The sequence below is a fragment of the Anaeromyxobacter oryzae genome, assembly GCF_023169945.1.
Taxonomy (GTDB): domain Bacteria; phylum Myxococcota; class Myxococcia; order Myxococcales; family Anaeromyxobacteraceae; genus Anaeromyxobacter; species Anaeromyxobacter oryzae.
Map to the genome: position 1 here is coordinate 2,122,067 of NZ_AP025591.1, position 19,150 is coordinate 2,141,216.

Genomic DNA, 19,150 nt, shown 5'->3' on the forward strand with positions numbered 1-19,150 from the left:
ACCGGCAGGACTCGACATTGAGTCCCTTGCCTCACCGACTCGCACTTCAGGTCAGCACGCGCGGCCGCGTCGAGCCGCTGCAGCGTCTCGGGTGGTCCGTTGCAGTGGTGTGATGGACCGGCGTAAGAGATCGCTCGTGGTTCGGCCAAGCTGATCGCGGTTGGTTCGGCCAAAGTGATCGCCGCCGGTTCGCCCAAGCTGATCGCGCGGCGCGCCGCGTCGGTGAGCCTGGTTCGGCCAAACTGATCGCGGCTGGTTCGGCCAAGCAGATCGCCTGAACAACCGTGGAGTGCCACCGCTCGGCGAGACCGCCGGTCGGCAGGGCCGTCGTGCACCCTCGCGCCTCACCGCGACGAGGAGGCGCAGGGATGCAGAGGAGGGTCGACATGGATCGGCTGCAGGAGTTGGTGCGGCTGCATCGGATGGGCAGCGGCGGCCGCGAGGTCGCGCGGCTGCTCGGGATGAGCTCGAACACCGAGCGGACGTACCGCGTCGCGCTCGAGGCGGCGGGGCTGTTGGCCGGGCCGATCGCGGATCTCCCCACGCTCGAGGTGCTGAAGGCGGCGGTCGAGGAGCGGCTCCCGCGGAAGCTGCCGCCGCAGCAGATCTCGTCGCTCGAGGGGTGGCTCGGCCGGATCGAGCAGCTCTGGAAGGAGGGCGTCGGCCCGCGCGGCATCTACGACACGCTCCGGCTCGAGGACGAGTCGTTTCGCGAGGCGCGCGCGACGCTGTCGGCCGTGAAGCGCGTCTGCGTGCGCCTGAAGCGTGTGCGAGGCGTCCAGCCGGAGGACGTCGCGATCCCGGTGGAGACGCGGCCCGGCGAGGTCGCCCAGGTGGACTTCGGCTACGTCGGTCGGCTGTACGACCCGCGCGCCCGCGTCATGCGCAAGGCGTGGGTCTTCGTGATGGTGCTCGGGTACAGCCGGCACCTGTTCGCGAAGATCGCCTTCGACCAGACGACCGAGACCTGGCTCCGCCTGCACGTGGAGGCGTTCGAGGAGCTCGGGGGCGTCGTCGAGGTCGTCGTGCCAGACAATCTCAAGGCCGCGGTCGTGCGCGCCGCGTTCGGCGTGGGCGGCTCGACCGCGCTGAACCGCAGCTACCGCGAGCTCGCGCGCCATTACGGCTTCAAGGTGGACCCGACGCCGGCCTACGCGCCCGAGAAGAAGGGCAAGGTCGAGTCCGGCGTGAAGTACGTGAAGGGCAACTTCTTCCGCGGCCGCGCGAACCAGGACGTCGACGTGGTAGCGCTGGCGCTGCGCCGCTGGGTCTACGAGATCGCCGGCACGCGCGAGCACGGCACCACCCACCGGCGCCCGCTCGAGGTCTTCCGGAACCTCGAGCAGGCAGTCCTCCGCCCGCTGCCGGCGCTCCGGTTCGAGCCGGTCGTCTGGAGGGAAGCGACGGTCCACCGGGACAGCCACGTCATCTTCGAGAAGCGGCTCTACTCGGTGCCCTGGAAGCTCATCGAGAAGGTGGTCTGGGTCCGCGCGTCCGCGAGCACCGTCACGATCTTCCACGACGACCAGCGGGTCGCGACGCACGACCGCCGCGGCGCGGGCCACCGCTCCACGGTCGACCACCACCTGCCCGAGCACCGCGCCGACCTGCGGCACCGGAGCCGCAGCTACTGGGAGGAGCGCGCCGACCGCATCGGCCCGGACACCGGCAGGTTCGTCCGCGAGGTCTTCGACTCGGACGACGTACTCCACATGCTCGGGCCGGTGCAGGCGATCGTGGCGCACCTGGAGCGGTTCCCGCGCGAGCGCGCGGAGGGCGCCGCCCGCCGCGCCAGCCACTTCGGGACGTTCAGCTACCAGGGCGTGAAGAACATCCTCGTGCGTGCTCTCGACCTCGAGCCGTTGCCGGCGGGCGCGGCTTCACCCGGCTCTCCGCAGGAGAGCTTCCGCTACGCCCGGAGCGCCGCCGAGCTCCTCCACGGCAAGGAGAAGATAAATGAGCGCAACTGACGACCTCGTCCCGATGCTGAAGAAGCTCCGCCTCTCCGGCGTGCTGCAGTCGCTGGAGCTGCGCACGAATCAGGCCGCCGACGACAACCTCGCCCTCTCCGAGTTCCTCTACCGGCTCCTCGCGGACGAGGTGGAGCGGCGCGAGGCGAAGCAGCTCATGCAGCGCGTCCGGCGCGCCAACTTCGAGCACGCGAAGACGATCGAGGACTTCGACTTCACCTTCAACGCCTCGATCCCGAAGGCGAAGGTCCTCGAGCTCGCCACCTGTGCGTTCGTCGAGCGCCATGACAACGTCCTCATCGTCGGGCCGACCGGTGTCGGGAAGAGCCACCTCGCCCAGGCGCTCGGGCATCGCGCCTGCCGCGCGGGCCACACGGTCGCGTACGTCGGCGCGCACGAGCTCCTCGTCCAGCTCCGGGCCGCGCGCGGCGACGGGAGCTCCGAGAAGCGCCTGCTCCGCTTCACCACGCCGGACGTGCTCATCGTCGACGACCTGGGGCTCCGCGGTCTCGCGCAGGACGAGCCCGCGGACCTCTACGAGATCGTGCGGCGCCGGTACGAGGACGGCTCGACGATCATCACGTCGAACCGCGCGATCGAGGAGTGGCCGCCGATGTTCGGCAACCCGCTCCTCGCGAGTGCGGCGATGGACCGGCTGCTCCACCACGCGCACGTGCTCGTGATCGAGGGCGACTCCTACCGGAACCCGCCGCCCACCCGCCGAAAGAAGGCGCAGGCCGCATAGGCACCGGCGCCGACCGACCCTATCAGCTTGGCCGAACCAGGTTCTCCACGCCGACGACGCTCAACTCGCCCACGCCGATGACGCCGAGGTCGCGATCAGTTTCGCCGAACCAGGCGCGATCAGTGAGGGCGAGCCTTGACACGCAGCTGGCGCGCCGCGTGAGGCAGCGGAGAGGCGGGGAACGGAAGGCATCACCGTTGCGGGTGCCGCTTGGGTTACACTCCGCGGCGACGTCGGCCCGGTACCCCGAGGGAGGGAGTGGAACGGCGATGCCCGCAACGGTCTCTGATCTCGTCCAAGGCAAGGCTCCGCCCCTGACCATCGCGCCGGGGGAGTCGCTCGCGACGGCGCTCGCGGAAATGTCCGAGAATGACTACAGCCAGCTGCCGGTCGCAGGACCGGATCGCCGGCCGATCGCTCTACTGACCATCGATTCCGTAGGTCGGGCGCTGCGTCACTTCGGCGTCGTGCCGAGTGCGCTGCGAGTCCTCGACGCGATGGACGAGTTTTTCGAGCGGTGCGACACGGAAGACGAGCTGCTGGACGTGCTCGATGCGCTACAGCGGTCGTCCGCGGTGTTGGTTCTAACTCCGCAGCAGGAGCTCACGGGCATCCTCACGAGCTTCGATGCCATGGAGTTCTTCCGCCGCCGCGCACAGGACATCATGGTCGTCCAGGATATCGAAGAGACGATCAAGGACTTCGTTTTGTCTGCGTTCCGGCGCGAGGATGACTCGCTCGATCAGGCGAGTCTCACGACCGCCATCGAGGCGATCACGCCATCAAACGCAAAGCTCCGAGGACCTTTTAGGAAGGCCATCCACGCGTTCCTCTCGGCCCGCAACGTAGCGGCGGGGCCCGACGACGAGGCGCTGCTGACCCGCACGTTCAACGAAAACCTCGCTTCGCGAGATCCTGCGAAGACGTTCGAGCAGCTCACGCTCAACGACTACATCGAGCTGCTCCTTCACGAGGCGCGATGGGGCGCCTACGGGCCGGCGTTCGGCATCGAGCGCGACGCACTCCGGCGCCTCCTCGTCTCCGTACGCAACACGCGCAACGATCTCGCACACTTTCGCACGGACATCGCCGACCGGCAGCGGGACGAGCTCTTCTTCTGCAAGGAGTGGCTCGCGCGGCACGAGGACGCGCTCAAGGCGGCCGTCACGCAGCAGCGGTCAGGCCGTACGCCGGCCGCGAAACCGCCGCCCCCGACGAAGCCCGTGGAGCCGCGACCGAGCGGCGAGCCCGGGCCACCGATGGAGACGCTGGGAGATGTCGATATCGAGAGCCGCTACGCCGCTCTCGGGGCGACGCTGCGCTCGAACACGACGGACGATCGCGTCGTGCTCAAGTTCTCCGACGTCGAGAAGATCCTTGGTGCACCGCTACCCGCTTCTGCGCGACAGTACCGCGCGTGGTGGAGCAACAACGAGCGGGGCCACGTACAGGCGAAGCAGTGGATCGACGCGGGGTGGCACGTCGCGGAGGTCAGCACGCGCGAGCAGTACGTCACGTTCATCAGGACCCCGGAGCGACAGGCCGCGTATCGTCGGTTCTTCGATGGACTGACGGCGACGCTCGGCACGGTGCCCGGCTTTCCGCCGCAGCGGCCGCCGTCCGGCGTCAGCTGGCATGTCGTCGCCAACGCGCCGGAGTCCGGGCCGCGGATGGGTATGTTCGTCGTGTCTTTCGCGCGGGCGGGGCAGCTCCGCGTCGAGCTCTACATCGACGCGGGCGACCAGAAGGAGACGAAGGGCCTTTTCGACGCGATGCTTCGTCGGAGAGCCGAACTCGAGGCTGGGGTGGGCGAGCCGCTCAGCTGGGAGCGTCTCGATGGCCGCAGGGCGTCTCGCATCGCCCTGTACTATCCGGGAGCCGTGCTTGATGCGGACGAGACGTTGCAGGCTAAGGCGGCGTCCGCGATGGTGCGGTTCCGCGCGATACTTTCGCCGGCGTTCGACGCGGCGCTGAAGGAGTCCAAGGAGACGGTTCGGAGCGGATGAGGCGGGTGGCCAGGTTCCGGAGCAGCGGCGCCGTCACCGACCCGTAGACCTACGATCCCGTCGCCGAGGCGCTCGACCGGTGCGAGCGCTGAAGCCCGCGCCCCACCGAGCCGTACGAGTCCCGCTCTGATTTCGCGCGCTCGGGGCCCGAGCGATGCGGATTGCCCGGCGCGGATCACAAGAGGCTGGACGGCGGATCACAGGAGCGGATCACTCGACAACCACGCGGTAACCGCCCGGCCAACCCCGGCTGGCGAGCGTAGCTCGAGGGCGTGTTCCTCCGCGCTTTTCGCGGAGGAGCGCATCACCGAGCAGGACCGAGAGCGCTGGACGAAGCTCGTTGCCGACTTCGAGGCAACCAACCTCACGCACCGCGGGTTTGCTTCGGAGCGCGGGATCTCGTTCAGCAACCTTAGGAATTGGATCTATTGGCTGCGGGAAGGAGTCGAGGCCGCTCGTCGGAGCGGCGCCCGCGTCACCGGGTCAAGCCCCCGCTTCGGCTCCCATGAGGAAGCGCTCGCGTCTCGTGCCATTCCGCGTGGTAGCGTCCGCGCCGAAGGCGCGGTTGGTCGAGCTGCGCTCGCCTCTGCTCAAGCTAGCGCTGCCGACCGGCGTCGTCGCGCGGTTCCCGCCCGGCACCGAGCCGTCGTACCTCCGCGCGCTCATCGCGGAGCTGTAGCCCGTGATCACCATCCCGCGACGCCCGCATCGCCGCGCTGCGGACGCGTCGGGAGAACGCAGAGGAAGACGCGTCACCTCGTCACGCGAAACATCGAGCCGGTCGCCCAACACGTGCCGCTGCAGCTTCTCGACTGTGGTTTCACCGACGTGAGCTGCTCGCCCAGCTGCGCGATCGCCTCGTCCTACGCTCGGAGCTGATCCGCCTGAAGCGCGATGATCTTCTCGACAGCATCAACCGTGTTCGCGACGTGCGGAGCGAACCAGGTGAATCCGGTCGACTACCTCGCCGACGTACTGATGCGCGTGCAGCGCCACCCGGCTTCGCGCATCGACGAGTTGCTGCCGCACACCTCGGACAAGGTGGCCGCGGCGCTCGGGCCGAAGGGGCGCGCGCAGCTCGCCGCGGTCGAGCGGTGCTTCCTGCACTGGGACAAGCACGTATACGCGCGCGCCGCGAGGGAGCACCTGCTACCGCTGGTCGGCGCGATCGAGGGCCGTCGCTGGTGCGAGGTGACCTACCGTGCCGCGACCACCGGGGGGACGGCCCGCAGGCACACGGTGCTCCCGCTTCGCCTCTTCGCGCACGATCGCGCCGTCTACGTCATCTGCGTGTTCGAGAGGAACGGCGGGATCGGGACCCTCAACCTGCAGCGACTCGATTCGCTGGCCGTGTCGTCGCGCACCGGCCGCCCGCCGCCCGGGTTCGACGCGGAGCGGTGGGCGGACTCGGCGTTCGCGATCCACCCCGGCGAGGTGCCGACGCGGTACGTGCTTCGGTTCGGTCCCATCGTCGCACCGTTCATCCGCGAGCGCCGCTGGCATCCATCGCAGAGGCTGCGCGACCTGCAGGGCGGCGGCGTCGAGCTCTCGTTCACGTACGGTGCGTCGCACGAGGTGACGAGCTGGGTAGCGAGCTGGAGGGAGTGGGTCGAGGTGGTCGAGCCGCGCGCCCTCCGGCGGGAGCTGCGAGATCTCGGGGAGTGGCTGCTTGGGACGTATCGGCCCGATCGCCGGTAGGGAACGTGAACTTTGAGTAACGCTCGGCCCAGGCGTCCGAGCGTGGGGCCCCCACGGCGAAAGTGGTGACCGCGTAGAGTGCCAGTGCGTCTGACGACGATGAGGCGTGCTCTATGGTACGTGACCGAAAGCGCGCCTCGCGCACGCAGGAGGGAGCATGCCGAAGAGGGCGGAAGTCGAGATCGATGGGCGAGATGTCGTGGTTCGGGTCGCCGTGAACGAGAACGGCAAGCGGATGGGTCGCGTCGAGATTCACCCTCTTACCGGGATCAAGTGGATTCCGAAGAACAAGCACAGCGACTCCAGCACGAACAGATGCGAGGCTGGCCTGTCGGTGCAGGAGCTTGCCTCCGTGCAGCGGCGAGTCTTGTTGGGTTTCGGCGAGAAAGGATTCGAGCGTCCGGAGTGGTTCAGGGCAGTTCGACTCGGCGTCAAGTAGTCGACGCGCTCGGATGCAGTCCGTGACGGCTCGCTCCTTCTGCTCAATCCAACGACTCGGGCCGCTGCGACTCCGGGCGTTCCTGCGGACTAGGCGCACACTCGTGCGCTGGCGGTTCGTCAGGACCTACATGCCCCGCTAACCCGAGGCGCCGCGGCGCTCACGAGCGCTCTCGCCTCGTCCCACGAGTCGACAAGGTTGCTCGCCCCGAGCCCCCGCGAACCTAGCGCCGCGTTTCGATGTCGCCCTCGCCTTCCTCCGTGGCACATCTCCACAAGAACGTGCTTCGATGCGTCCGGGTACGGAGGCCACCCGTGAGCGCGCTCGTCATCCCTTGCCACATCCGGACGAAGTGGGACCTCGCCTGCCTGCGACGCCTGCTCGCCAGGGTCGACAGTCAGACGCTTCCGTTCGACCGCGTCTACCTCATCGACGACGCGAGCCCGATCCGGCACGACGCACCCTTTGGATTCCTGGAGCACGTCCGACTCGCCTCGAATGGCGGGCCCGCAAGAGCGCGCAACGTGGGGGTCGAGCGCGCGCTGGACTCTGGTTCCGAGTACTTGCTGTTCACCGATCACGATTGCGTGCTGGACTCGGCGTGGAACGAGAAGATGACCGGGTTCCTGCGTGACGGCGCGTTCGGCACGGTCGGCGGGATGACGTACGCGTGGGGGGCCACGCTGCTCGACCGTTACCACGACCTGAACGGTACGTTGAACGGCAAGTGGCTCCTGCCTGACCGCAAGGAGCTCTGGTACATGCCGTCGCTCAACTTCGGCATGAGGGCCGAGGTCGCTCGAGAGTTCACGTTCGACGAGCGGTTCCCCACGTCTGCAGGCGAGGACGTCGACCTCTCCGCCGCCGGAGCAAGTACCGCATCGGCTTCTGTCCTCGCGCGAAGCTTTGGCACGACTTCGGTTACCGCTCGACGGTGACTGGGCTGGGACGGTTTGTCCGCCTCTTCATGAAGTACAAGAGTTCGAGCGCGACGCTTTACGAGGGGCACACGGTGCTCCTCTGGGACTCGTCCGAGTCGATCTACGAGGGGAACGCGTGAGCCTCGTCTACCGTAAACGCGCAAGCGCGCCGAGCCCCGCCCACTGGATCTACGACTACTACGGCGAGGTCGCGCCATTCCTGCAGCGGGTCGACCGCAAGCTCCACGTCGCTCCGATGCTCCTCCTCAAGACGATCGAGTGGAGCATCTACCGCTGGTACAAGACGCCGATTCGCCGGTTCTACGGTGTGAAGGGCAACGAGCTCATCTACATGATCACGCGCCGGTGCAGCGATCGCTGCCCGAAATGCGGCATATGGAAGACGCCGGAGCGCGATGACGAGCGCCTGCCCGTCTCGCGATTCATCGAGTGCCTGAAGAGGCTGCACGAGAACCTGTACCAGGTCACCGTGACGGGCGGCGAGCCTCTCCTGTTCGCCGACGACGTGCTCGCGATCGGGGCCGCGGCAAGAGACCTCCGCGTACCCATGATCGTCGTCACGAACGGCGTGCTCATGGACGAGCTGTTCCTCCGACGCTACGCCGAGCTCGGCCACGGGCTCGTCGTGTCGGTCGACACGGTCGAACGCGAGCGTTGGGAGGCCTTCCGCGGCGAGGCCCACTACGAGCGGGTCATGGCGAACGTACAAGTCGCGCGGTCGATCCTCGGTGGCAAGCTGCGCGTACAGTCCGTCCTGGCGTCCGAGAGCGAGACGGACGTCGTGCGTGTCGCGAACTTCTGCGCTGAGCGCGGCATCCCGCACACGGTCCAGCCGTACATGGACTTTGGCGGAAGCTGGCACGAGACCGCCACCTCGTCCCGCACAGGCCCATTGGCGTGCGCAGCCCGAAAGAACATCTGCGTTTATCCGAACGGCGACCTCGTGAAGTGCTTCGATCACCGGCGCATACCGCTGGCGCGGGAGCCGCTCGGAAACATCGCCGAGGAGGACGTCATCGCGATCTTGTGCAAGCGACGCGCGACAGAGGTGTCCCGGCTCATGAAGACTTGCGACCTTCCGTGCAAGCAGCTCTCGTGCAACCTGCCAGTCGTCGTTGAGGTGCCGTGAGCGCTTCACCGCCGGACGTCATCATCATTCGAGGCGCGCCGGGCTCCGGGAAGAGCCAGACGGCGAAGCTGCTCGCATCACGGCTCGAAAGCGGCGTGCGCATGGAGGTAGACGCGCTGCGATCGATGGTCTTCCCTGTCGACTGGACCAACCAGGCCGAGCACGTCAGCGTCCTCGTGGTCGCAGACTTCGTCAGGCTCGGTCACCGGCCGGTCATCGTCGTCGACACCTTCAGCGGGGACAAGGTCGTGCGGTTCCTGAGCGATCTTCGCGAGCTGCACCGCGCGATCGAAGTGCGCGTCTTCGCGCTGTTGGTCGCGCCGGCCGTGCTCCGCGCCCGCGTCCTGCAGCGGCCCGCGTGTGGGTTCCGAGACGTGGACGTGTCCTTGAAGCTGACCGCGGACGTCCTGAAGCACCTCCAGCCGTTCGAGCGGCTCGTCGACAACTCGAGCCTCACGCCGGAGGAGACGGTCGACGCGGTTCTCGCCGGCTGCGCGTGAGCCGACGCAGCCGTCGTCAGGAACGGCAGCGCTGATTGGACCTTACGCTCCCGATGTTTCCGAATCGCGACCAACCATTTCGTCCGGCGAGAGTAGGCGCCGTAAACGCCTCAACTCGTGTCGGTAGTCCACGGAGCGCTCAGCGCCCCGCTCGGGGCGAGGCGAACAATCCGAGCTGACCGGCCTCCCCCAGCCAATCGTCAGCGCTGGCGCCGAGGACCTGGGCGATGGACTCGGCGATCGGGCGGAGCTGCCGCTCCAAGTAGTGCTCGTAGTCGAGCGGCGCCCCGCTGCGAGCCGACACCGGCTCCGGGCCGGCGCGAGTCATCACGTAGTCCACGCGCCCGCGGCGGTCTGTCCAGCCCAGGAGACGTGCCGCGCGGACCTGCGGCGTCTGCGTCTCGTACCCCTCCGCCGGGCGCCGGAGGGCCTTCCGGTAGACGAGCTCGCCATCGAAATCGCCCCGGGGGAGCCGGGCAGCGGTCTCCCGGCCGTGAGCGCGGAGCCCGGCCTCCCCATCGCCGGCGAAGAGGTGACGCAAGAGCTCCACCTGGAAGCGGCGGGCCAGCGGCGTGGAGTCGCTCCGCACCGCCTCCATCCCCCGCACCTCCATCTCGGTCGCGTCTCCGGGCAGGAGGAGCAGCCCGGCGTAGCCCTTGCCGCGGCCGCGCCCGTCCGGGCTGGCATCGCCGCGGAGCCGCGGGATGAAGAAGCGCCGGTAGACCTTCTCGCACCGCATGGACAGGTGGGAGGCGACGTCGTGGTCCCTGCGGATGCGCTCGGCCAGGTGCCGGTTCAGCGCCGCCACCAGCTCGCGGCCAAGGCCGGAAAGAGCCGCGTGACCGGCCTCGTCGCCGAAACCGGAGCGGACGAAGACCGAGTCGGTGTCACCGTAGAGCACCTCGTGGCCCTGTGCCTCGAACCAGTCGCGCGCCGCCCGCAGGAAGAGCTGCCCGAAGGAGGTGATGGCCCCCGCCAGCTCGGTGCGGGCGTAGCGGCAGCCCGAGGCGCCCAGCACGCCGTAGAACGAGTTCTGGAGGATCTTGTAGACGTGGGCCGCCGTCTCGTCGCCGGCACCGAGCGCTGCCTCCCGTTCCCGCGCGTAGGTCTCCAGGATGCCCGGCAGGATCCCCTCGGTACGGTCGAAGCGGGCGCCGTTTGGCGCCACCAGGTCGTCGGGCCGGGGACGCTCCGTGGCGCGCGCGTGGCCGAGCGGGTCGAGGTGAAACGTCCGCATGAGCGACGGATAGAGGCTGCGGAAGTCGAGGACCAAGACGTTTTTGAACAAGCCCGCCTTTGCCGCGAGCACGGTGCCTCCCGCGGCGCCGGAGACGGGCGCGTCCGAGCGAGCCGGTGGCACCACACGTCGCGCGCGCAGCGCCGCGCCGTAGATCCGCTCGAAGGCGGGGATGCTGGTCCAGGCCAGGTCGAGGGAGACGCCGGTCAGGGCGGCGCGGCGGGCGGTGAGCGCGTCGAGGCCGGTCCTCGCCAGGATGGCCAGGACCAGCTCGGCGTCGCGGAGGCAGTAGGCGCAGAAGCGGGCCGGCTCGTCGCGCCGCAGGCGCTCCAGCTCCCGGAGCTTCGCCTCCCCGCGCGCCGAGACGGTCTTGCCCTCACCGAGGATGACCTGCGCGACGCCGTCGAGCGTGAAGTCGTCGAGCCGCCGCCCCGAAGCGCGCACGAGCCGCATGGCGTCGAGCACGGCGCGCCCTGCCAGCTCGATGGAGTGCCTGCCACCCGGGCGCGAGCGCAGCGCCAGGCCGCCCGGGACTCGCCCCACGTCGAAGGGGATGCCGTGCGCCGCGTAGCGCGCGGCGAGGACCTGCAGGTCGAAGTCGACGACGTTCCAGCCGGTGACCACGTCGGGGTCGCGCGCGCGGATTCGATCGCTCAGCACCGTCAGGAGCGCTCTCTCCGAGGGAAGGCTGATAACGGTCGGCGAGGCCACGGGTGGCCCTACGAAGAGCACCTCCCCCGGGCCGCCCGCGCCGGCGAGGGACACCGCGGTGACCGTGCCGGCCCGGTCGGTTTCGATGTCGAGGGCGAGCCACGCCAGCTGCGGCACGGCCGCGGACGGGGCAAGCTCCGGGTTCACGAAGACCAGGCCGACGCGGCGGCCCGGGACCGGCTCACCACGCATGGCAACCGGCCCGACCAGCCCGAGCGCGAGCAGTCCGTCCGAGGCACGGCCGCGCTCCACGTGCCGCGCAGGCGTGCCGCTCGCGGCCAGCCTCCGCCAGGCGTCCTCGGCCGCCCCCGCACGCAGCTCGACGCGGGCGAGGGCGGCGCCAGCGAGATCGGACCAGGCGGTGGGGTCGAGGGTGGCGCGGTGGGTGCCGCCGAGCAGGGCGGCCGCGCGAGGGCCGTCCGCGGCGGCCACGTACACGGCGGGCGCCGGCGCGGGCAACACGAGGGCGAAGCTGCGCCCGTCCTCGAGGCGCCCGGTGGCCAGGGTGCGCCGGGGCGCGGGCCCGTCGGCCCGGTGCTCGTCCCAGGCCGAGACGATGAACCCACGCACGTCGATCACCCGGGAGCCCTCACGAGCACTGCAGGAAAGCACGCGGGGCCGACAGCGAGGCGCTGTTGCTGAAGCGCGGCCGCGCTTCGGCGGCCTCGCGCAGCCGCGTCCGATGCATGTGCTCGTCCGAGGGTGAAGTCTGCGACGAGCCCCTTCATCAGGCGATCGAGTACGGCCTCAGTCGCTGGCGCTCGCCCAGTCGATGCAGGCCGCTGCGCGCTCTATCTCCTCGGGGATGGGGCGCGTGAAAGCGTCCTGCCACCACACCAGCGTGACCGCCGAGGCGAGCCTCTCCGGATCGTGGGGCTTCGACTCGAGTTGCGCGACGCACGCCATCCAGGGGAGGCGCTCGCGGGGACGGCCTGGACGGGATAACTCGGGGAGCGGCTCGATCACGGGCTCGACCTCGACGACGGGGCCGTACCGGTCCTTCGCGAGCGCGCGGATCTTCCGCCGCTGCTGCTCGTTCGACTCCGGGTCCAGGCCGCCTTCCAGGATCCCGGTATTCGATGGCAGCACGCTGAAACCCTTCACCGTCCCGATCCGCCCACCGTGTAGTTGGATCGGGAACAATCGGTCGAGCCACGGCCCCGCGTGCTGCTGTGCCTTCCGATTCACAACGGACATGGTTCACCCCGGTGACCGAGGTCCACGTGTGGTCACGGCACGCTGCCTCGATGAGCCGGTGTGCCGCACACGACCGTGGGAGTCACGAGGCCCGGCGCACGCCTGGCCCTCAGACGCTCCGGTAGATGAAGGATTGCACGTCGATCAGGTCGCGGCAGCCGAGCGGGTCGAGGTCGTCGCGGAGGAGCTTCACGAGCTTCAACACCTGCTCGTAAGTCCCCCAGTTCGGTGCCGGCTTGTAGCAGAGGTCGAGCTGGAACCGCTTTGCGACCTCCTTCGTCGGAGTCGGCTTCACGAACAGGAACACGTCCGGACGTGCCGCGAAGGGGAGGACGGTGGCCATCGGCCAGGACGCCGACGGGCCGCCGGGGTTCGGCAGGGCTTCGACCGCCTTCGCGTAAGCGGGGAACGCGCTCGACGGTTCGGCGGCCTCTAGGAGATCGCGCAGCGCGCGGAAGTACGCGAGCGCGACGTCCGGCTGCGCGAACGCGGAGCGGAACCGCGCCTTCTCGACGGGGTAGAGAAGATTGAGTGTCGCGGCCTCGACGCGTTTTGCGCGGTCGGCGAGCTCGATCGCGTCGCCGGCCTCGACGAGGCGGGACAGTGATCCATCGCCGAGCGTCTGGGCGAAGACCTCGTGCGCTGCCCATTTGTACTCGCGCTCCTCCTTCAGGTACCGAGGATCGGCGAACGCCCCCGGGAACTCCTTCAGGAAGAACTGGAGGCCTTCCTCGCGTGTCCGCTCGGGCGGGTCGAGCTTCTTCTTCAGGGTGGCCTTGGAGGACTTCGAAGACGGGCTCGACGCGGTCGCGGCCGACCGTGAAGGATCGGGCCAGTTGCTGATGTGCTCGACGACGAGCGAGGTGGCCGGCACGACCACCTGCTTCCTGGAGGGATGCGCCACGAAGAGAACGCGCACGAGCTTGCCGTCCTTGCCGAGGACCGTTCCCTTGCCCCACTCCGGCGCGTGCCGGCTCGTGACGTGGGCTCCGATCGGAACGTGTGGGGCTGGCGGGCTGGGCGGGATGGTCGAGTTCGCGTCGGTCACGCGACGACCTTACACCGCGTCGGGCGCTCGCGCAGCGTCACGCCTTGCCAGAAGCCTTCGGCTTCCGATGCCGGTGACTTCCCCCAGCTCTGGGCCGCGTCCGCCGCAACACCGAATCCGACCTAACTGACGGCCAACACAACAAGGCAACGCCACCGCTCGCCTCGCGTGCTGCGATGATCGACCAGGGCCGTCAGGACGCGCCCCTCGCGAACGGAAAGCGCCGCTGTCCGGGGGATGGGCAGGCACAGCCGACGATCAACGGGACGGCTCGGGACCCGGGTCGCCGCGCCGCACACTCGGGGAAAGCCGAAGAGTTCCGCTGTCCCACAGCCATGCGTCTGGCCATGTCGGACGATGTGGGCGTACGTATGCCTCACGTATTGAGTCACCCCGAGGGGGACCCGTGAACCGCGCCCACGCAGCAGCCGATCGCAGCTCCCGCGAAGCCGCGCCGGACCTTCGGCCCGCCCGGAGCCCGGTCCCGGATCTGCTCTTCGAGGATACGCAGGAGCGGAGGCTCACGGAGCTCCGCCCGCTCCTCGACGCGCCGGAGCGGCTCGGTCCGGAGACGCCGCTGCACCGCTTCACCGTGTTCGTCACGCCGCGCTGCAACCTCGCCTGCACCTACTGCAAGGGCGCGGCGGCTCCGGGCCGCGGCCGCGCCGCGGACCACGACCTCGCGTCGTTCGCGCGACTCCTCGCCACGCACGACGGCACCGAGATCCGGCACGTGCACTTCACCGGCGGCGAGGCGTCCCTGCTCGCGGACCTCCCGGCGATGATCCGCCTCGCGAAGGCGCGGGGCGTCCGGTACACGAGCGTCACGACGAACGGGACGAGGCCGCCCCGCTGCTACCTCGACCTCGTCGCCGCCGGGATCGACGAGATCCGCGTCTCGCTCGGCGCCGCCGACCCGCACTCCGGCGACATCACCGCCGGCCGGCCCGGCGCGTGGTCCGCGGCGATCCGGACCCTCGCCGCGCTCGGCGCTGCGCGGAGGGACGGCGCGGGGGTGTTCCTCGTGGTGAACATGGTCGTGCACCGCGGAAACCGGCACCGCCTCCAGGACACGGTGCGGTTCCTGCTCGGGCTCGCGCCCGACGACCTGAAGCTCCTGTGCGAGGTGGACGCGCGCGGAGACCTCGGCGCGTTCCGGGAGGCGGACGAGGTCCGCGCCGACCTCGAGCAGCTGCTCCGCGCACACCCCGCGGGCGCGCTCCCGCTCCTCAGGCTGAAGGTTCGCACCGTCTTTCGGCCCGACGCGCTCGGCCTCGAAGCGGTGCGCCGTCCCGCGGCACGTCCTTGGCGGTGCTGGATCCCGCTCACCGAGCGCACCGCGGACGCCACCTCCTACTATCCGTGCTCGATCTACCTTCGCGAGGGCGGCGCGCCGCTCGGTCCGCTCTCGGACGCGCCGGAGGTCCAGCGCGCCCGGAGCGCTGGGTTCGTGCGCGATGCCGACTGCCTCTCGGATCCGATCTGCCGGCGGTATTGCCTGAATTGCACGCGGACGTTCAACGTCCGCGCGAACGAGGTCTGCTCATGAGCCCCGCGAGGTTGGCCGTGGTGCCGTCGGGCCCGACGTCCGACGTCGGCGCGGATCTCGCCCGGTGGGTCCTAGCCGTCCACGCGCGCGCGGCGCAGCTGCGATCGCCTCGCGTGAGCTACCTCGTCGTGACGCCGCTCGGCTGGCATGACCGCGAGCGGCTCCGGAGCACGCTCGTGGCGTGCGGGGCCGAGCTCCTCCACCGCCGTCCGCTCCCGCGCTGGCCCCCGATCGCGACCGCGCTCTACGTGAGACGCCTCGATCCCGCGGCGCTGTCCCGCGCCTTGCGATTCGAGGAAGCCTGGTCGACGCTCGTCCCTGCCTCACCGGCAGAAGCGTGGGCGCTCGCGCTCTGGTCGCACCGCCGCATCGAGGCGGTGAAGCACGCGGTCCGCGGACCGATGCGTCACGTACGATTCACGCTCGCGCCCGGCGTCTCAGCGGTGCTCCACCCGTTCCACCTGGCCGACACCGACGAGGCGCACGTGGAGGCGGGACGGCTCGAGGCGGCGCTGGAGCTGCTCTGCGCACTGCACGAACCTGCCGTCAGCGCGGTCGCGCCGCGGTGGACGTCTCGGGCACGGTGACGGGGGACCCGATGCGGTGGACGGACCCGTGGCAGCTCGACCTTGAGACGACGGCGCGGTTCGAGGGTGCCGGCGAGGCGGTCGTGGTCGTGCATCGGTGGCGCGGCAAGCGGCTCGAGCTCCTCGTGGAGCGGTGGGACGAGGCCCGGCACCTCGTCGTGCACGTCGGCCGCCCCGCCGAGCTGTCCGTCCGGCGGCTCGGGCCGCACCCTGGCGCATCGAGAGCACCGCGCCCAGACGTCGCCGAGTTCATGCCCCAGATCTGGCCGGTCGGCCACCGCTCGGGGTGGGGCGGAGTGTTCGAGCGGCTCGCGAAGTTCGCGACAGATTGCATCACCTACGGCCAGGCGACCCCCGCTCTTCGCCGGTCGGCCTCCTCGTGCACCGGACACCTGCGCGCTATCGCTCGGGCGCTGCACGCGAGACTCGACCGCGACGCGCTCTGCGCCGCGCTGCCGTTCGCGCCCGAGTTGAGATGGTGGATCTACTCCGCCGCCCTGAACGACGAGTCCGGCCGCGTCGCGCAGCTCGCGCACGTCTGCCCCGGAGCCCTGCTGCTCTCGTTCCAACACGCCTTTGCCCACGCGTTCGCCGGCAGGCTGATGGACGGGTTGGCGTCCCGGTCGATCGTCTGGAACGCCCTGGCCGGGATGCCGCTCCGGAGGCTCATCCGGCGTTCCGTGCGCTGCTGGGGCCGCCTCCCCTTCCCCTCTCCGTTCCGCGATCCGGACCTTCCCCGGGAGGACCTCGGGGCCACGTGGCGCGAACGCGTCGAGGCTCGCGACAGGCAGGAGCTGCTCGTCCGTCGCGCGGGCCCCCTCGTCTCCTGTACGGATCTGACCCGACCCGCGCTCCCCTCGTTCGCACCCGAGGACATCCCTCACGCGCCGGATCGGAACGCGCGCTGGTACCGAGTGTCGGCGTTCGCGTGCATGGCGCTCGCGCGCGCATCACACCTCGCGCCGGGCGCGAGGGATGCACTCTCCCGGTTCGTCTCGCGCCATGCGCTCCTCATCGACGGCCACGTCCGCCGCAGCGCGAACAGTCCGGGCATGGATGGGTTCGGCGTCCTGCACCTCGTGAACCGCCTCGCGGCGTACTGCGACGCCACGGGTCGACGCCCGTCCCCCGGCTGCGATCCGCTCACGTTCCTCGAGGACGCGAGCATCTGGTGGCAAGCGACCCACGCCCAGCAGCACCCGTTCCCCCGATTGCCGTTCGTTCCGCCCGAACCCGGCCTCGAGATCGAGCCGATCCGGACCGCGACGGCGCTTTACGAGGAAGGTCGCGACATGCACCACTGCGCGGCGACGCTGCTGCCGAACGCCGTCCGTGGAGAGCAGTTCTTCTACGCGGCCCGGGTCGGTGCCGAACGGCTCACGCTGTCCATCGAACCGGGCCGTGCCGGGGGCTTCAAGATCGCGGACCTGCGCGGCTTCGCCAACCGACCGCCGAGCGCGGACGCGCGGCGTGTGGTGGAGCAATGGGTGGTGCGGCTGTGGCAGTTGCAGGCAGGGACCGCCTGACCAGCAGGCGATCCACCGCCGATCGCAGCGATTCGCTGTGGCTGCGCGCGATGAACCCGGCGACGTCATACAGCCAGCCCATATCGTTGCGGATCGTTGAGGGTGGTCCGATCCGGGCCCGGGCCCGGCACCCCTCGCACCGCGATCTCGTGCGCGAGGCGGCCATGACGACGTCGCAGGAACTCGCCGACGAGACGCCGGCGCTCGCCGTCATCGCGCTCCGCCTGCCCATAGATCTCGAGGCGCTCCCGCTCGCTCCAGCGGCGGGCCTCTCGGTCGAAGCGGTCCCAGAGCCGCGCCCAGCCCTTCTCGTCTGCTCGCTCGTCGCCGAGGACCTCGGTGAAGTCATGGTCCGTGACGAGATGAGCGAGTCCGTGCGTGCGTCGCCTACTTTTCTATCGCGATTGGGTTCTTGAACCTCTTCGGGCTGCTCGGTCGATCTGCCGCTCCTGCCGCCTCGCGCTCACGGTTCGGCTCGGACCGGGCGCGCGCTACCAACCGGCGACACTCGCGGAGCAGCCACGGCGCGTACCGGCGCAGGTATCTCGTCGCCTCCTGGACGTCGGCCCCGCCCTTCACGATCTCCGCGAAGTTCGCCTCGTCCTTCGCCCAGCGGCGAGCCAGGGCGAGGCAGGCGAACGGCCCGACCGCCGTGATGGGTACCCCCTCGACGGCGACGGACCGGGACGGAGCGCGATCGAGGAACGACTCCCGCGCGCTCGGCACGAACACGAACACGCGCACTCCTGAGTGCTCGCCTACCCAGCCCGGGGCTCCCGCCTCGCTCGAAGGACCTCTCGTACGAGGCGATCGTGAGCCCGGGGCACGAGCACGTCCACGTTGGTCGTCACGCGTTGCCACCCGTGCGCCGCTGCGGCGAACCCACCGATGAAGGCGTGCGGGATCCCTGCGCTGGCAAGGAGCGCGGACACTTCCCGCCCGACCCGGAGAATGTTCCGCGGGATCATCTCGAACGGCGCTGACGCGATGCTCCTGCGCGACATCGAGCCACCATGATGCGCTATTCCGGCCCCACGATCGACGGGTTCTCGCAACTCCCCACGCCCGTGCACGCCAGTCCTCGCGCGCACCGGCCGGCCTCGCGTCCACTCCGCGTCCAAACACACCCGTGCACCGGAGTTCCCTCGCATTCACTCGCTCAGGAACTCCGGCGCACGCTCACTCACGATTGTGCAGATTGCCCGCCTGCCGGCTAACGTTGCGTAATTCTTGGTAACCGCGTGCAGGCTGGTGCGTCGCTCCGGAGGCCTCCTTCGGGCCGTCGAAACACTGGGTCGAGCCGCTTCTGAGAGTCCTTGAGGATCCGTCAAGCCCGAGCACATCGAGCCGAAGGTACGTACTTCCTGGGCGCCTGTTCGAGCCGCGACCGCGCGTCGAGAAGGCGCTCACGGAGGCGGTGGCCGAGGCGCACCTGACCTCCTCGGCATCTCGACGCAGAGCATCGAGTACCTGGTGCCAGACGCTCGGGGTCGAGAAGCTCTCGAGGAGCCCAGATGTCGCAGCTCTCGAAGGAGCTCGACGCCGTTGTGAGCTTCCGCATGCGCCCGCTCTCGAGCCCGTACAACTGCGTCTGGCTCCACGCGCGCTAAGGTGAAGTACCGCGAGGAGCGGCGCATCTTGAACGTCGCCTGTCAAATCGGCGTCGGCGTGAACAGCGATGGTCGGCGCAAGGCCCTATGCCTCGACGTCGTCACCGCTCTAGACGGCGCCAGTTGGCCGGCGTTCCTGCGCGGCCTGCGAGCAGACTGAACGGCGTCGAGCTCGTGAACCCCGATGCCTGACGGGCGGCCTACGTCATCGAGCTGAAGCGATCTCGCGATCGCCTTCAGCTTCTGCAGGCACTTTC

Annotated in this window: 17 protein-coding genes and 1 pseudogene; 14 read left to right on the forward strand and 4 right to left on the reverse strand. The window is 69.7% G+C overall.

All coding sequences use genetic code 11. The annotated features are described in order from the left end of the window. Positions 1-368 precede the first annotated feature (368 nt). From istA to AMOR_RS09275, 9 genes and pseudogenes are all read left to right on the forward strand, one after another. Positions 369-1,970, forward strand: coding sequence for an IS21 family transposase (gene istA, locus AMOR_RS09235; protein ID WP_248360518.1), 1,602 nt, complete (start codon positions 369-371; stop codon positions 1,968-1,970). Beyond that, positions 1,957-2,715 carry an IS21-like element helper ATPase IstB gene (istB, locus tag AMOR_RS09240; RefSeq protein WP_248360519.1) on the forward strand — a complete coding sequence of 253 codons (759 nt, stop codon included), beginning with the start codon at positions 1,957-1,959 and terminating at the stop codon, positions 2,713-2,715. The genes istA and istB overlap by 14 nt, the downstream gene beginning before the upstream one ends. A gap of 269 nt (positions 2,716-2,984) precedes the next feature. After that, complete coding sequence (locus tag AMOR_RS09245; protein ID WP_248360520.1) at positions 2,985-4,721, forward strand: DUF4268 domain-containing protein; 1,737 nt, start codon at positions 2,985-2,987, stop codon at positions 4,719-4,721. A 915-nt stretch (positions 4,722-5,636) separates the two neighbouring features. Further along, positions 5,637-5,750 (forward strand): annotated as a pseudogene (locus AMOR_RS09250) (transposase domain-containing protein); the annotation flags it as partial. 12 nt (positions 5,751-5,762) lie between these two features. Next, positions 5,763-6,419 carry a WYL domain-containing protein gene (locus AMOR_RS09255; protein ID WP_404800960.1) on the forward strand — a complete coding sequence of 219 codons (657 nt, stop codon included), beginning with the start codon at positions 5,763-5,765 and terminating at the stop codon, positions 6,417-6,419. 157 nt (positions 6,420-6,576) lie between these two features. Then, positions 6,577-6,858, forward strand: a complete 282-nt coding sequence (locus AMOR_RS09260) for a hypothetical protein (protein WP_248360521.1) — start codon at positions 6,577-6,579, stop codon at positions 6,856-6,858. Between the two features lie 314 nt (positions 6,859-7,172). Beyond that, positions 7,173-7,796, forward strand: a complete 624-nt coding sequence (locus tag AMOR_RS09265; RefSeq protein ID WP_248360522.1) for a glycosyltransferase family 2 protein — start codon at positions 7,173-7,175, stop codon at positions 7,794-7,796. A 118-nt stretch (positions 7,797-7,914) separates the two neighbouring features. Then, entirely contained in the window at positions 7,915-8,928 is a 1,014-nt protein-coding gene (locus AMOR_RS09270) for a radical SAM protein (RefSeq protein ID WP_248360523.1), read from the forward strand. Then, on the forward strand, positions 8,925-9,428 hold the full coding sequence (locus AMOR_RS09275; RefSeq protein ID WP_248360524.1) for an AAA family ATPase: 504 nt from the start codon (positions 8,925-8,927) through the stop codon (positions 9,426-9,428). The genes AMOR_RS09270 and AMOR_RS09275 overlap by 4 nt, the downstream gene beginning before the upstream one ends. A gap of 139 nt (positions 9,429-9,567) precedes the next feature. On the opposite strand, the gene AMOR_RS09280 is transcribed toward AMOR_RS09275, so the two are convergent. The 3 genes from AMOR_RS09280 to AMOR_RS09290 all read right to left on the reverse strand — a co-directional run bounded on the left by AMOR_RS09280 (position 9,568) and on the right by AMOR_RS09290 (position 13,621). Then, on the reverse strand, positions 9,568-11,955 hold the full coding sequence (locus AMOR_RS09280; protein ID WP_248360525.1) for a DNA polymerase domain-containing protein: 2,388 nt from the start codon (positions 11,953-11,955) through the stop codon (positions 9,568-9,570). 168 nt (positions 11,956-12,123) lie between these two features. Continuing rightward, positions 12,124-12,564 (reverse strand): hypothetical protein, encoded by a 441-nt coding sequence (locus AMOR_RS09285; protein WP_248360526.1) that lies wholly within the window; start codon positions 12,562-12,564, stop codon positions 12,124-12,126. A 118-nt stretch (positions 12,565-12,682) separates the two neighbouring features. After that, a complete protein-coding gene (locus AMOR_RS09290) occupies positions 12,683-13,621 on the reverse strand; it encodes a hypothetical protein (protein ID WP_248360527.1) in 939 nt (312 codons plus the stop codon). 406 nt (positions 13,622-14,027) lie between these two features. Between AMOR_RS09290 and AMOR_RS09295 the strand changes: the two genes are divergently transcribed. The 4 genes from AMOR_RS09295 to AMOR_RS09310 all read left to right on the forward strand — a co-directional run bounded on the left by AMOR_RS09295 (position 14,028) and on the right by AMOR_RS09310 (position 17,699). Further along, positions 14,028-15,170, forward strand: coding sequence for a radical SAM protein (locus tag AMOR_RS09295; protein ID WP_248360528.1), 1,143 nt, complete (start codon positions 14,028-14,030; stop codon positions 15,168-15,170). After that, positions 15,167-15,757, forward strand: a complete 591-nt coding sequence (locus AMOR_RS09300) for a hypothetical protein (RefSeq protein WP_248360529.1) — start codon at positions 15,167-15,169, stop codon at positions 15,755-15,757. Before AMOR_RS09295 ends, AMOR_RS09300 begins: the two co-directional genes overlap by 4 nt. Before the next feature lie 11 nt (positions 15,758-15,768). Next, the gene (locus tag AMOR_RS09305) at positions 15,769-17,283 is read left to right on the forward strand and encodes a PcfJ domain-containing protein (RefSeq protein WP_248360530.1); all 1,515 of its coding nucleotides are present in this window, start codon (positions 15,769-15,771) and stop codon (positions 17,281-17,283) included. A gap of 164 nt (positions 17,284-17,447) precedes the next feature. Next, entirely contained in the window at positions 17,448-17,699 is a 252-nt protein-coding gene (locus AMOR_RS09310; RefSeq protein WP_248360531.1) for a hypothetical protein, read from the forward strand. Here AMOR_RS09310 and AMOR_RS09315 read toward each other — a convergent pair. Further along, positions 17,671-18,027, reverse strand: coding sequence for a hypothetical protein (locus tag AMOR_RS09315; RefSeq protein ID WP_248360532.1), 357 nt, complete (start codon positions 18,025-18,027; stop codon positions 17,671-17,673). The two genes, AMOR_RS09310 and AMOR_RS09315, sit on opposite strands and share 29 nt — an antisense overlap. Positions 18,028-18,951: 924 nt before the next feature. Between AMOR_RS09315 and AMOR_RS29810 the strand changes: the two genes are divergently transcribed. After that, positions 18,952-19,053, forward strand: a complete 102-nt coding sequence (locus AMOR_RS29810; protein ID WP_404800961.1) for a hypothetical protein — start codon at positions 18,952-18,954, stop codon at positions 19,051-19,053. The last annotated feature ends 97 nt before the right edge of the window (positions 19,054-19,150 follow it).

Bases quoted from the DNA above. Each gene is read 5' to 3' on its own strand.
- istA (WP_248360518.1), top strand. From the start codon at position 369: ATGCAGAGGAGGGTCGACATGGATCGGCTGCAGGAGTTGGTGCGGCTG.
- istB (WP_248360519.1), top strand. From the start codon at position 1,957: ATGAGCGCAACTGACGACCTCGTCCCGATGCTGAAGAAGCTCCGCCTC.
- AMOR_RS09245 (WP_248360520.1), top strand. From the start codon at position 2,985: ATGCCCGCAACGGTCTCTGATCTCGTCCAAGGCAAGGCTCCGCCCCTG.
- AMOR_RS09260 (WP_248360521.1), top strand. From the start codon at position 6,577: ATGCCGAAGAGGGCGGAAGTCGAGATCGATGGGCGAGATGTCGTGGTT.
- AMOR_RS09300 (WP_248360529.1), top strand. From the start codon at position 15,167: ATGAGCCCCGCGAGGTTGGCCGTGGTGCCGTCGGGCCCGACGTCCGAC.
- AMOR_RS09305 (WP_248360530.1), top strand. From the start codon at position 15,769: ATGCGGTGGACGGACCCGTGGCAGCTCGACCTTGAGACGACGGCGCGG.
- AMOR_RS09310 (WP_248360531.1), top strand. From the start codon at position 17,448: ATGACGACGTCGCAGGAACTCGCCGACGAGACGCCGGCGCTCGCCGTC.